12 protein-coding genes are annotated in these 13,150 nt (G+C 44.2%); 2 read left to right on the top strand and 10 right to left on the bottom strand.

The genetic code is table 11. From position 1 onward, the window contains the following. Window positions 1-324: 324 nt before the first annotated feature. Window positions 325-783, bottom strand: a complete 459-nt coding sequence (locus EO93_RS02435) for a hypothetical protein (RefSeq protein WP_048136516.1) — start codon at window positions 781-783, stop codon at window positions 325-327. Window positions 784-820: 37 nt separating this feature from the next. Beyond that, window positions 821-2,302: a dihydropteroate synthase-like protein gene (locus tag EO93_RS02430; RefSeq protein ID WP_048161006.1), complete on the bottom strand. Its 1,482-nt coding sequence runs from the start codon at window positions 2,300-2,302 to the stop codon at window positions 821-823. Between the two features lie 58 nt (window positions 2,303-2,360). Between EO93_RS02430 and EO93_RS17185 the strand changes: the two genes are divergently transcribed. Then, the gene (locus tag EO93_RS17185; protein WP_156161162.1) at window positions 2,361-2,510 is read left to right on the top strand and encodes a hypothetical protein; all 150 of its coding nucleotides are present in this window, start codon (window positions 2,361-2,363) and stop codon (window positions 2,508-2,510) included. Here the strand turns inward: EO93_RS17185 and ftsZ are convergent. After that, window positions 2,507-3,685 carry a cell division protein FtsZ gene (gene ftsZ, locus EO93_RS02425; RefSeq protein WP_048136514.1) on the bottom strand — a complete coding sequence of 393 codons (1,179 nt, stop codon included), beginning with the start codon at window positions 3,683-3,685 and terminating at the stop codon, window positions 2,507-2,509. The two genes, EO93_RS17185 and ftsZ, sit on opposite strands and share 4 nt — an antisense overlap. A gap of 1,035 nt (window positions 3,686-4,720) precedes the next feature. On the opposite strand from ftsZ, the gene EO93_RS02420 reads away from it, so the two are divergent. Beyond that, on the top strand, window positions 4,721-5,401 hold the full coding sequence (locus EO93_RS02420) for an HAD family phosphatase (protein ID WP_048161005.1): 681 nt from the start codon (window positions 4,721-4,723) through the stop codon (window positions 5,399-5,401). Between the two features lie 109 nt (window positions 5,402-5,510). On the opposite strand, the gene EO93_RS02415 is transcribed toward EO93_RS02420, so the two are convergent. From EO93_RS02415 to EO93_RS17850, 7 genes are all read right to left on the bottom strand, one after another. Beyond that, window positions 5,511-7,424, bottom strand: a complete 1,914-nt coding sequence (locus EO93_RS02415) for a beta-CASP ribonuclease aCPSF1 (RefSeq protein WP_048161004.1) — start codon at window positions 7,422-7,424, stop codon at window positions 5,511-5,513. A 112-nt stretch (window positions 7,425-7,536) separates the two neighbouring features. Then, window positions 7,537-8,169 carry an archaeal proteasome endopeptidase complex subunit beta gene (gene psmB / locus EO93_RS02410; RefSeq protein WP_048136511.1) on the bottom strand — a complete coding sequence of 211 codons (633 nt, stop codon included), beginning with the start codon at window positions 8,167-8,169 and terminating at the stop codon, window positions 7,537-7,539. 291 nt (window positions 8,170-8,460) lie between these two features. Next, window positions 8,461-8,973, bottom strand: coding sequence for an HDIG domain-containing metalloprotein (locus tag EO93_RS02405; RefSeq protein WP_048136510.1), 513 nt, complete (start codon window positions 8,971-8,973; stop codon window positions 8,461-8,463). A 10-nt stretch (window positions 8,974-8,983) separates the two neighbouring features. After that, the gene (locus tag EO93_RS02400; RefSeq protein ID WP_048136509.1) at window positions 8,984-9,478 is read right to left on the bottom strand and encodes a transcription factor; all 495 of its coding nucleotides are present in this window, start codon (window positions 9,476-9,478) and stop codon (window positions 8,984-8,986) included. A gap of 119 nt (window positions 9,479-9,597) precedes the next feature. Beyond that, on the bottom strand, window positions 9,598-10,824 hold the full coding sequence (locus EO93_RS02395; RefSeq protein ID WP_235284080.1) for an ATP-grasp domain-containing protein: 1,227 nt from the start codon (window positions 10,822-10,824) through the stop codon (window positions 9,598-9,600). Then, window positions 10,821-11,885, bottom strand: coding sequence for a 60S ribosomal export protein NMD3 (locus EO93_RS02390; RefSeq protein ID WP_048161003.1), 1,065 nt, complete (start codon window positions 11,883-11,885; stop codon window positions 10,821-10,823). Before EO93_RS02390 ends, EO93_RS02395 begins: the two co-directional genes overlap by 4 nt. Before the next feature lie 828 nt (window positions 11,886-12,713). After that, window positions 12,714-13,031, bottom strand: coding sequence for a multidrug ABC transporter (locus tag EO93_RS17850; RefSeq protein WP_156161211.1), 318 nt, complete (start codon window positions 13,029-13,031; stop codon window positions 12,714-12,716). Window positions 13,032-13,150 lie beyond the last annotated feature (119 nt).

Below are 13,150 nucleotides of genomic sequence, written 5' to 3'. Positions count from 1 at the left end.
ATTGACCGTGATCTTAATGCTTCTATCAATATTCTCAGACTGGGATTGCAGTCTGTTCGTAAAACCGATAGATGACCCTCATTTTAATGAGGGGAGCAGTCACCTAATCTCAAACGAATATATGAACCACTGAAACCACTGAACACACTGAAAACACGGAATAAAGGGAGTGCTGAGGCACAGTTGTAAGTCCCCTTCCTCGGGGGAATCAGCCCGATCGGTGGGGTAGTTCACTTTATGTTTGGAATGAAATAAAAAAGACCTTATGTAAAGGAAGAAGAAAATCTGTCTTTTGAAGCCCGGTTCTTTGTCGGTAAGGAGAGTTTAGTTAACTCCCCTTACTTGAAGCAGCTGGAATTCTATTTCATCAGGAACTGTAGCAAGGAACACAAAGGTGTTGTAACCCAGTTTCTGTATTTCTTTGATTGCATGTGCCTGGGTCTCATTCAGGTCTCTTGAGTCGCTTACGATACAGAATGACTTCCTGTTTCCCGTGTTCACAAGGAAGTTAAAGGTCTTTCCATGGGTGTTGAGGAAGGCAACCAGGTTCTTAAGCTCATCCCATGTATTGCACATATGGATGTTCCTTGATCCCATATTTTCCACATACCAGTCCCGGCTCACATAAGAGTAAGAGGCATACTGTTCATTCAATTCCTCATAGGATTTGATGATTTTATTGAGGTCTTTCCTCAGGTTTACCCATTTCCAGTTCTGTGTTGTGAAATAGCGGGCTGCCACTATCTCAAAGATTGACTGCTTATCTTCATTTTCGAGTTTCATTTTCTCACATCGCTATTTTGTCTGCCTTCCAGTGTGCTCAGAATACATCATCCTGGGCATAACTCCGGTTAAAGCGCAGGGCAAGTTCGGCTTTTTCCAGTTCTCTTCCAAGGTATGCAGCATGGTCCAGGCGCGAAACCAGCTCAAGTTCGAGCAGCGTGTCCATAACTTCCCTGGCACTCTCTCCTGCAACTGCGGCTTTCTCGTGTTCAGCTACAATCAATCCGCCGTTTCCGCTTATTCTATCCGGCACAATCCGGACTCGAATGGGACCTGCAGGGTCTACACGCCAGTTCTTCGAAGCTCTGGCCATGATTACTTTTTCAGGGAGGGGGTTTTCAGGGCGCCTTCTTTTTTCCTTTATGCAGAGAAGATCAATTCCAAGGTCCTTTGGAGAACTTTCCCTTATCCTGCAAAGCTGCATCATCTCAGAGGCTTTTTTCAGCTCTCTTATGGAACCCCGGGCTTTGTCGCTGTATTCGGGGGTAAAAAGGATGCTTGCTCCTGCTTCTGCCCCTATTCCGCAGAGTGTAGCATTTACCCCTATGGTGTCCACATCCATGAGTTCCGTTACATTTCCAGCTCCGAAGAATAACGGAACCTCAGGATACCTCCTGTGAAACTCATGGTAGCGTACAATAGATTCTGTTATATTGTGGCCTATAGGGTCAAGGACAGGGTCAGCTATGATCTTTTCAATCCCAAGCCTGCGGGCAGCTTCGATATTTTTTACCAGGCTTTCCAGACTGTTTCCTTCATCGGGAATTACAACTGCTGCAACGCCTGCTCCTGCAACTACCGGACCTGCAGTTTCCATGTTCGTGCCATTAAGGCTCAGAACAAGGTCTGCTCCTGCTGCTATTCCTTCTTTTATCAGCTCAGGGTCAAGCGTATCGATACTTATCGGAACGCATGTGAGGGCTTTCGCAAGGGATACTGTTCTCCTAACCTGTTCCGGAAGGGTGTTAAGTGTAGCTCCTATGTCGATAATATCTGCTCCACGGGCGATAAAAGCTTCGATTCTTATCTCCAGGTCCGCAGGGTCCATTTCCGCTGCTCCGACAATCTCCCCCATGACCTTCATGCGGGAATCCCCTCCTAGCTTTACCCCTCTGAGGGCAAGGGGTGGGTGGGCTTCCTCTTCGGCTTTCCTGATAAGCTCAAGAGCCATCTCCTTTCGCACATCTGCGAGAAGTTCACAGGCCGGAACTTTTTCGGAAAACTCAACTTCTTCTGCAAAATGGAGCACGAAACTGAGGTCATAGGCGTGTTTTGGGCCCAGCCGGATTCTGCAGCCCAGTTCTTCCGAAGCCTTTGAAAAGTCCCCGGCTACAAGCCCGGGAAGCAGAATAAGGTCATACCTGTTTGAAAATCCTGCTTCTAAAAAGGCATTCATGAGCTTTTTAGGGGTTATAAATGCGGCAATGTCGATATCTGCTACAAGGACGTCTGCTTTTTCTCCAGCTGCTTTCCTCACAGTATTTTCCGCAAGCCGCCCTGTTGCAATCAAAATTTCCATATTTTTTAAATAGAATCGCTAATAAAAAAGAGTATCTGTTCGATAACCACTTCAAAAAATGAGTATCCGGTCAGGAAAAACCCGAGCTACCTGCCTTGAGGAAGCTTCCTTCCATAAATCTCTGATTGCTCTCCGGAAAAATCCGGAGAATAACCTGAGGGGAGCCCGGAAACCTGCGGGTCCGGGCTTTTGCCTGAACCTGTTTTAATTTATGAAATCAATAATCGATTCGTCGAGCTTTTTTCTGAGATGTCCTGTAGTTTCTCCTCTTCTGCCAGTGGACATTCTTCCGAATCTCTGTTCCTGGATAGGCTCAGCTTCGGTTCTGGACTCCAGGATTCCAGCTCCCGCCTGAGGGCCCAGGATCTGGGCAGATTGGACGCCTGTCATGATTGCCATTACCCGGACCTTGCCTTCATAATCGTCCCTGATCCTTGCTCCCCATATTACATTGGCACTTGGGGAAAGTTCATAGGTAAGCATAGAGGCAATTTCCTCGGCTTCTTTCAGGCTCAGGTCAGGCCCGCCTGTTACATGGACGAGGCTTCCGGTTGCACCCTTGTAATCAACATCAAGCAGGGGGTGGTTTAAGGCCGTCCGCACGACTTCCGTGCTCTTGTCCTGGCTCTTGGATTCTCCAACAAGCATTACGGCAACCCCGCCGCAGCTCATAATGGTCCTGATATCAGCGTAGTCAAGGTTGATCAGAGAGGGCACTGTAATGGTTTCAGTTATTCCTTTCACGGTTTCGGCAATTAACTGGTCCATTACTGAGAAAGCCTGGTCAATCGGAAGGTTAGGTACGTAGTTAAGCAGTCTGTTGTTATCCAGGACAATTACTGTGTCTGCTGCCCTGCGCAGGTCTTCAAGTCCTTCTTCTGCTTTGAATACGCGGGCTCTTTCTACCCTGAAGGGGCTTGAAACCATCCCTACGACGATTGCTCCCTGTTCTTTTGCAACCTCTGCAACTACGGGTGCAACTCCTGTTCCCGTGCCTCCTCCAAGGCCTGCTGTAATGAATACAAGGTCGACATTCTTTAAAACTTCTTCAAGGGTGCCTCTCGCAAGTTCTGCGGCTTTCTTTCCGGTTTCAGGATAGCCGCCTGCTCCCAGGCCTCTTGTGAGGGTTTTTCCTACAAGGATCTTCTTGTCAGCCCTTATATTGTCAAGGTGCTGCTTATCTGTATTGATACATACTGTTTCTGCACCTTCGATCCCTATGTTGTAGAGCCGGTTTACGGTATTGTTTCCTGCACCACCGCATCCTACAATCATAATTCTCGGCTGCCCGAATTCTTCGAAGTCTTCATCGGAGGAGGAAGTTTTTCGGAATTCCTTCTCTTTTTCGCTGAATTTCATTGCTTCCTGTACTATAGATTGCAATTTATCCCCTCGGCTGGATTTCGTTTATAATGGTAGCTTTATTTTTTCCTTTGACTCCCCACCCTCTATATCGGGGGGCAAATTTTTGGTTATATTCAGTTTGAATTGGGGATAACCTGTAAAAACCTTCTAAAAGATTTTCATCCGTTATCTTTAATAAGTTGGTGCTCTACTAAACTTAAACATTTCGGACATATTTAAACAGTGTTCTTAAATTGTATATGAAGTTTAAATATGCCACCCATCAATTTCATATATTTTACTTTTTTCTGCCTTCACGCCCGAATTCTCAGGGCGAAGAGGCAGAAAACTTACATAATGTTTATATACAGTAACCTAAAACTTTCTCGAAAGTCTCGTTTGTCAGGAAAGCTATCCCGATCTCGCATGTCAGGGCAATTTTTATTTTCTTTCTTACCTGTTATTTTGCTGCCCTGATCTCCTTTAATTATTGTAAATATAGCCTCTGTGCTACGTTTTCTTTGAGACTTCCAAACTGGGATACTTTCAATTTAATGAAAGTGTTTATATTATTACTTTTAAGTAGAATTCTCATCTTAAAAACTTTTTCGGTATCTTTCGAAGATTTTAAGGCTCTTGCTTATTTTTTCCAGTGGTAAGGAATAACTGCACATAAGTGTTTATATAAATTTAAGTTAAATCTCCTGAATTTTCTGATTATCCCCTGAGATTATTTGCTCCAAAACCACTTAATTATTTTATTCAGTTTACACCTTCTGAATAATCTGTTTCCTTTTATACAGGGAATTATAAGGAGATTTAAAACTTTTTCAAAATCGTATTATAAAAGTTTCTTGCCACTTTAACTAAATCTTTATTATTTGCCTATTCTTCAGGGGATGCCGGGAAAGCTTTAAGACTGCAAAACCATTTTTACTTTAAGTACCTTACCTTAACTCCTTACCAAACTGCACTCAGGAAGATTCATAAATTATTCATTAACTTTATCAAATCTTCCTAAATAGTTCCCATTTCTAATATTTTTTCATTTATTTCGGTTCAGGAGCCAGAAACGTGTTAAAAGCATTAATTTTTGATATGGATGGTGTTCTCGTAGACTCCATGCCTTTCCATGCAGCAGCCTGGAAAAAAGCTTTTCTTGATATGGGTATGGAAATCCGGGACGAGGATATCTATGCAATCGAGGGTTCAAACCCCAGGAACGGCCTCCCCCTACTTATCAGAAAAGCCAGAAAAGAGCCCGAAGCTTTTGATTTTGAAACTATCACCGCAATTTACAGGCAGGAGTTCAAACGAATTTTCGAACTGAAGGCTTTCGATGGGATGAAAGAATGTCTCGAAATGCTTAAGGTACATTTCCTGCTCTCGGTAGTCTCAGGCTCGGACCGCCTTATAGTTAACGGAATCCTTGACCAGCTCTTTCCCGGAATATTTGATGCCGTGGTCACTGGAGATGACGTGCTTAATTCCAAGCCCCATCCGGACCCTTTCCTGAAGGCAGTTGAGCTTCTTAAGGTCGGGAAAAATGAATGTGTCGTGATAGAGAACGCTGTTCTGGGCGTAGAAGCCGCAAAAAAGGCTGATATTTACTGTATCGGAGTCCCCACATATGTAGAGCCTTCAGAGCTTGATAGGGCAGATCTGGTGGTAGGCGACCACAAAATGCTAATGGAACATCTTCTTAGCCTTGAGCCTCTTCTCAGTCCTGAATTTGCTTCAGGGCACGGGGAATAAAAAAGTTTCGTAAAGTCTTATCTCACTATTAATTTTTATCGACTATATTTCTACTATTCTTTTTAATAACATTTTTTTTCTTAAAAAAAGTATTGTGGCCCCCTGGGGGTCACAGTAGCCTTACGGTTTCGAGGTTTGTGAGAGCACGTGTCTCGATCTTAAGTTTCTTGTAAATGGAGCTTGCCAGATCCACGCAGGCTTTTTCGTCTCCGTGTTCTGTGAACACTCTTTCCGGACGGGGCTGCATTCTCTTAACATAATCCATAAGCTGCCTTCTGTCCGAGTGGCCTGAGAAGCCATCCACTACCTGTACTTCCATGTTCATTTTCAGGATTTCGTTGCTTCCGTTCTTTCCTGTCATGGGGATTTCCTTCCATCCCTTCTGGATCCTGCGCCCTACAGTTCCGTCAGCCTGGTAACCTACAAACACAAGAGTGTTGCGTGGGTCATCGGCAAAGGTCCTGAAATAGTCCATAACAGGTCCTCCGTTCATCATGCCCGAGGTTGAAATAACTACACAGGGGTGAGGGTTCTGAATTATCTTCTGGCGTGCCTCATGGGAGTCAACCGGTTTGAAGCATTCGGATAGGAAGGGGTTCTGGCCTTTCTGGAAGATCAGTTTCCTCAGATCATTGTTGAGGTATTCAGGATGAGTCGCATGGATTGCAGTAGCTTCCCAGATCATCCCATCAAGGTAGATCGGGACATCAGGAATTATACCTTTCCTTATGGACTCTTCGAGCACAATCATAACTTCCTGGCTTCTGCCCACAGCAAAAGCAGGGATAAGTGCAATTCCTCCACGTTCAACTGTATTCTTAACCACCATCTGCAGGTGCTTTTCAGCGTCCTTAATTGCAGGCTGGAAGGCGTTAGAATTCCCATAAGTAGCTTCACTGATGACTGTTTCAACTCTTGGGAACTTGTTGACTGCAGGGTCAAAAAGCCTGGTTTTCTCATATTTATAGTCTCCCGTAAAGACTACATTATGGAGCCCATCTCCTATATGGAAGTGGGAAATTGCCGAGCCCAGGATATGGCCTGCATTATGGAAAGTCAGTTTAATGTCGGGGGCGATGTCTGTTACTTCCTCATAGTCCAGAGGTATGGTGTGTTTGAGGGTCTTTGTTATCATCCCTGATTCGTAGGGGCTCTTCTTCCCTTCTTTAGCCGCCACGTCGATGTAATCGAGCTGGAGCAGCACCATAAGGTCTCTGGTGGGGGGCGTACAGTAGACAGGCCCTTCGTACCCATACTTGAAAAGCAGGGGAACAAGTCCCTGATGGTCCAGGTGTGCATGGGTAACTATTACGGCATCTATATGGCTTAATGGAAACACTTCAGGAACGTAGAGGAAAGGCGTCATGTTTTCGTCAGAACCTACATTGACTCCGCAGTCAATCAGGATTCTGGACTCTGGAGTAGAAAGCAAAAAACAGCTTCGACCCACTTCTTTACATCCCCCGAGGGCTGTAACCCTTACCCACTGGTCTTTTGAGGTACACTCCCTGTGAATTTTCCTCCCCACGGTTTTCAGGATTTCTTTTCTTTCTTTGAGGTTGTTCCTCATGAACTCCCTGATGTTTTTCACTGTACGGGACTTAATAGGAGGAGTCCGGACAACTTTGGGAATCCAGCCGATCTGCTTTGTAATCTCTCTCAGGGTTGCGCCATGCTTTCCTATTACAAGCCCAGGCTTTTCGGCTTCGATGATCACTTCTCCGGAATCGGGGTCAAAATAGTAGCTCGAGATTACGGATTCTTTTGGAACAACTTCTTCAATTATAGAAATAGAGTCTTCAGGAGTCGCAAGCACCCTGGGGTCAGGACGCATGGCAATCCGTGTCCTGAGTTCTTTTGCCAGGTTGCGGATAATATTCCCGTCGTCTGCGAATTTACGGGGCTCTTCAGTGTACAGGACAAGCTGAGGACCTTCGAATTCGACGTCGGTAATTGTAACTCCTGCGGGTAGATTTTTCTCAATTTTATTTTTGAGGTCTAATAGCACGTCTTCAATAGGCATTAAGAATCTTCCTTTTCGTCAAAAAATCAAAAAGTATCTGGATGTTAAAAAAATAATATTTGAAAAAGGTGTTAGTTTATATATTAAAATAAAAAACCAACAGTTAAATTATTTAATTTAATGAAGCCCTTCTGGATTTTACTTCTTCAGGATCCAGCCTTTTGAATGCCTCCTTTGTAATTACGACTACATCGATATTTTCTCCGGAAGCTGAGTCTCTTTTCGTTGCATTGTGAATTGCCCTTATCGCAAGATCAAGACCTTCTTTTACAGTCATATTTTCCCTGTACTGGTCTTCCAGTATTCCGTAAGCCATGGGAGAACCTGAACCTGTTGCCGAGATCCTTGTCTCTTCAATACTCCCTCCCATTGGATCCAGTGAGTAGATTCCAGGTCCGTTTTTGTCAACCCCTCCGATAAGGAGCTGGACCATCATGGGGTAGTAGCGGTTAGCATTCAAGAAGTTCGACATCAAAGTGGTAATTCCTTTGATTGTCATGGATTCGTTCCTGCGCATTTTGTAGAGCTGTGACTCTACACTTACCAATCGCACAAGCTGCTGAGCGTCCCCTACCGAACCGGCAGTGGTCATTCCTACTAGGTCATCGATCTGGTAGACTTTCTTTGCAGTTTTGCTTGCGATGAAATGCCCCATTGTGGCTCGCTGTTCACTTGCGAGCACGATTCCGTCAGTACAAACTACTCCTACGGTAGTTGTGCCTTTTAGATATTTGTCATTATCCATAAACATACCCTCATAATAAGTTAAAAATGAGAAATGTCGCTAAAAAAAAATGTTTTAGTTGAGGTGAGCATTTTTAGCTTAAATCGCAGGATTTAGCAATCCATTATCTCATTATTAATATCGCTATATATAAGTCTTCCCCCTTTTTTCTAAATGCGTTCGCATTTAAAACCGGAGAATTATTTGATAAAATAATTTTTCTGTTTTTCTAATTTGATAAAATAATTTTCTGTTTTCCTATACAGGATGTCCGAATTATTCTCTATTCGGAAAATTCAGAAAATTCGGAATTTAGCGGGAAAGTCCCTCAACTTCTTCAGCGAGGTTCTTTACCCTCTGAACCACATGTTCAGATATATCCTTTTTACGCATGAACTCCAATCTTTCGTTTATCGTTATTCTCTTCGTTCCTTTTACAAGGTTGTCGGCATGTGCAACGATTTTTTCCTCCATACTCCGGGGAAAATAATCCTCTTCAGGAAGTCCAAACTCCTTTGCTTCTTCTTTTGAAACGCCGGCTCCTATATGCCGTTTTATTATTTCGGCAACTTCAGGTTCGACTCCTTTGTTTTTAGCCAGCTTGAATCCTTCAACCGCATGAGCAATCCCATGAGTCCGGCACCTTCCAAAGTCGTGCAAAAGAGCCCCTACTTCTACAAGCTCCGGATTTACATTATTTCCGGCTGCTTTTGCCTTTTCTGCGATCTCGACTGCCAGTGAGGCAACCTCCTTGCAGTGCTCGATTACATTAGGGGCGCAGCCTGATTCTTCAAGCAGCCTTATTGCCTGGGTCCGGGTAGTCAAGACCGATCCCTTATATACTACTCAAGGCATCCACACGCTTTTTCAGGACTCCCACAAAAAGGGAGTTGTCGTAATAGGCTAGGTCTTCCCCGCACATGGGACAGAGAAATTCTGTTTCAGTTGCCTCGTCAAAAAGAAGGCGAACACAGCCCTGCGGGCACGTATAGAAAACATTGTTTTCTTCAAATTCCAGGCGAGTCTTCAGGTTCCTTAGCAGTTTTTTCTTTTCCCTCATAAGCTGGTGCTCTATGCCGGAAAAGTCCAGGTGCCAGAGATATGTCAACCATCCGCTGTTTGAATCCCTCTCTCTTACAACGATTGCAAATTTATTCTCATAAAGTATGAAGAGAGTTCTTCTCACCGTATTCAGCAGAACTCCGGTCTTTGCCGCAATTTCTTCATCCGTTATCTCACCTTCGGGCATCTCTCCTATCATTTTAAGCCCTTCTTCCCCTACAAGGCTCATGAGATATCCTCTAATTACCTTGTCATTTAAATCGACCAAAGTGTTCACCTCTCAAATCCCTAATATGAATTGGACATACCAGTATTAAAGTTTACATCATGCTTTTTCTCAAAGAGATCTCTCATATCTGGAAAAAGCTGCACTTTCACAACTGAACCTCATGCTTTTCCGGCAGAGTTCAGGGGTTTCCTTTCTTCTTTCGTTCGATTTACAATAAAAGTCTTTATCTTCTCTGCCCCTCTTTCAAGAGATCGGATTGCTTCGTCTCTTGTTGAGGCGCATGCAAACAGGGAGGTAAGGGGCCAGTCAGGCTCAGTAACAGTTCCCATGGAAGGAATATCAGCACTTTTTTCCATGAGAATGAAGTCCATGAGTTTTCTGTCTATAAAAAGTTCTCGATCCGAGTAAAGAACCCCTCTTGCAGCAAAATGTTTTGCTTCCGGCTTTTCCGGAAGTTCTCCTCTGAAGCAGCCAATATGGGCTTCAAAAAGGTTCATTCCAGTCGCCATCTCTATGGTGTCCAGGCTGCCCTGGAACCTTGGATTTACTTCTAGAACTACAGGTCCCTTTTCCGTAACCAGGAAATCCACGCCATTTGAGCCCAGAAGCCCGAGTTCAAGCACCAGTTCTTCAGCAAGGGTTTCCATCTCCTCTGCGTGCGCTGTCCTGAAAGGAGTTATGTTTCCGCAGTAGGCAAACGGTAGCTTCGAGAGCCAGGGCATCCCTATCAATTGTTCATTCACAGCAACTGACAGAGCTTGATTGTTTGTGGAAAGCAAAGAAACGCTTGAAGGAATTCCTTCCAGAAACTCCTGGATTACAACCTCCTTTTCTGCAAACTCCGGGTCCAGCCTGGATAATTCTTCTAAAGCTGACAGCAGTTCCTGCCGGTTCCTTGCAACCCTGTTAAAGATTCCCCCTCCTCCTGAGGCAGGTTTGAGAATAACAGGGTATTCGATAGAATCCAGCTCCTCCGGAGAATAACAGTGAGGGTGTGGCATCCCAAGGGCTTCAAGCTTTTTTGCAAGGTGCAGTTTGTTTGAAGCTTCCTTAGCTGCGTCGGGACAGCTGGCAAGTACCGGACAGGGGAAACTGCCTGGGTCCAGCATCTCCATTCCCGAGCCGGGTACTATGGCGTCAAAGTCAAGCCCGAAGGCGTTCATTTGAGCTATTACCCAGCCAGGATCAAGCTGATGGAGTTCGCTTGAAGTCCTGCATTCAAGGAGGGCTGATGCATATGCACATTTCTGAAGGTCAAGGTCACGAAAAACATCTATAGAGCAGACAGTGTAACCTGCCCTGCTTGCGGAGCAGACAATGTTTCGTGTATCAAACCCAATTGCAAGGATATTCTGCATGTTTCCTCGTTTTTCCAGATCTCTCATTTTTCCTGCGGAACATCGGAATGTGAAAGCGCAAAGATTCCATATTCTGTTTTCAGAACAGGGATCTCGCTTCCTGCTTCTGCACTAAAGAACATTGGCTTTTTTATTGCAACAGTTTCATAGGTCACAGGGTCAAGCACAAGAATTGCATTTTCTTCGATTGAAACAAGAACTGTAAAAACTGCATCCCCAAGATTTGCAACTTTTTCTGCGCCTTTGAGCTCTTCAGGAGTCGAAATAAACCTGGTGCCATCTTCAAGGCTTATCCCGTTGACCTTTTTTCCTGAGCTCCTTATCTGGATAATCCTTCCCCTGAACCTTATCACGTCCCCTGGCCTGAACTCCGGAAGGCGCATGGCGAAAGTAATCCTGTAGAGGTTTTTCCCGTCTTTCATCCCAACAAGGGTAGGGGACTCGGAAAAACTGCCTCCGAGTTCGTTAACGATCAGCCGGCATACCTGCCTGCTGGCGTTCATGGAACCCATGTAGAGATCGATTCCCTCCTTCAGTTCAAGGGCTTCGCTTATAAAGGCAAGGCGGTCGCCTTTCTTCCTCATGCTTTCCATGGCTTCCCTGGCAATGGCAGAGCAGCGCCTCCTTTCCTCTTCAGTAGGGAACCTGCCTGCTGCCCTTATCTGGATGATTGCTTCAAAGTATCCTCCGGACTCACGGCTGCACATATCGCAGGCTGTCCGCTGAATCCTTACTTCTGTCTCAGCTTCGGCATGGATTGGCTCTTCTTCTACGATTGCATCTATTTCGGCTCTCACCTTGTATATATAAGGCGTAATTTCTCTTGGTTCCAGGCAGAGTTCCACATCTCCGGCTTCATCGTGGATAAAAAGGGAATTTTCTACGGCTTTCAGCACCACTTCTTCTACATTGCCGATGTTTTCCCAGCGGCTCCTGTGGAAGTACGCTCCGCAGCTGGAACAGATCCTTATGTGGAGTACAAGGGGCAGCTCAATTGGTTTGAAGGTTTCAAAGAAACAGTCCCTGCAAACGGAATCAAAAAGTTTATCGCATTCTTTGCCGCATTTTGGGCATGTGATGGAATTCATAAAACCTCAGCAGGAAACCCCTGAGTTTTAGCTCAGGGGAGGAATACGTCCACTTCCATGTCCTGCTCTATTTAATTAGTTTTTTATTAATGTAATGAAGGCGAATAAATCACCCTCCACCTACCGAAGTAGGGTAATGCGTATCCGAATTGTGGACTTCAACTTCGTGAAGTTGGATTGTTACAGCGTTCTGGAATAAGTCAATTACGGAATCCGTCTTCCTCTTGATCTGATATGGAAAGGTTTCAAGATGTAAGCACTGTCCCTACCTCTCAGGATTGTTTAACTGGCATCCTTAGAGCCTGAAACTGAGGCGATATTTCAGGGTAACTATTTCTTTCCTATCATTTACCGATTTTCCGAAGCTCCTAATTGATGATCTGGTCAACCAGGGCTTGTTAGACAAGCCCGAGTCTTTAGCTCAGGGATGGTTGACCTATAATCCTTACTGATGGTCTTCCTGGAATAGTAGGTCTCGGAGTGTTCAGAAAGTAAAGTCTCTATAGTAATACTGAACAGTTCACCTGTTAAGCACTCTCATGTTATTTAAGAATAGCTGGATTTGCTGTTCTTCCTGTTTGTTCATGCTCCTGGGTGTCTGACTGAAATGTCATTCTACCAGACCAGTAAACCGCTGCATCTAATTTCTAAACAAATGTTAAAAAATATATAGTTCGGAAACATATTTAATAGGCTTTTTCCTTATATAATCATTTGTATAATTCTACATGGTGTAGATAATTTCTAGCAGTTCAGTATTCGGGCAGGATATGTATCCGGGCAGAATATGCAGATTTTCATGGATTTTTGAAATTATTTCTTTCTATCTCACATATTGAATATTATAACACCAGATACGATAAACCCCATAGCAATTACTTTCTTACTGTCCATTTTTTCACAGAGCACCAATTTAGAAAGAATGAGTACCAGGACAAATTTTAAGGAGGTAGCTGTGTAAAATAACTTTAACGGGATTTCCTTAAGCGCGTACACTGTAAAAATAGTTACTATCACATACAAAATATATGCCGTAAATGTAGAGGGGTTCACATACGCGGCAGTAAATTTTTTTTCAGAGGACTGGTTTGCCCCTATTTTCAAAAGTGTCTGACTGACTCCTGTAAATGCGATTACTAATAACAAATAAAATGTAGAAGAAGTAATGTATCCTCTTCAAATTGAGTGGAAAGGTCTGACTTTCAACTCAATGAGCTTTTTTCTCTGATGAGTTGAGCCAGAGATGGCATCTTAAATGTGTTTCC

The organism is Methanosarcina sp. 1.H.A.2.2 (assembly GCF_000979975.1).
Lineage (GTDB): Archaea > Halobacteriota > Methanosarcinia > Methanosarcinales > Methanosarcinaceae > Methanosarcina.
This window is presented reverse-complemented; position numbering and strand designations above follow the sequence as displayed.

Excerpts from the sequence above, each read along its gene's own strand:
- EO93_RS02415 (WP_048161004.1), bottom strand. The coding sequence starts at position 7,424 with ATGCCTATTGAAGACGTGCTATTAGACCTCAAAAATAAAATTGAGAAA.
- EO93_RS02435 (WP_048136516.1), bottom strand. The coding sequence starts at position 783 with ATGAAACTCGAAAATGAAGATAAGCAGTCAATCTTTGAGATAGTGGCA.
- EO93_RS17185 (WP_156161162.1), top strand. The coding sequence starts at position 2,361 with ATGAGTATCCGGTCAGGAAAAACCCGAGCTACCTGCCTTGAGGAAGCT.
- psmB (WP_048136511.1), bottom strand. The coding sequence starts at position 8,169 with ATGGATAATGACAAATATCTAAAAGGCACAACTACCGTAGGAGTAGTT.
- EO93_RS02390 (WP_048161003.1), bottom strand. The coding sequence starts at position 11,885 with ATGAATTCCATCACATGCCCAAAATGCGGCAAAGAATGCGATAAACTT.
- EO93_RS02395 (WP_235284080.1), bottom strand. The coding sequence starts at position 10,824 with ATGAGAGATCTGGAAAAACGAGGAAACATGCAGAATATCCTTGCAATT.
- EO93_RS02430 (WP_048161006.1), bottom strand. The coding sequence starts at position 2,302 with ATGGAAATTTTGATTGCAACAGGGCGGCTTGCGGAAAATACTGTGAGG.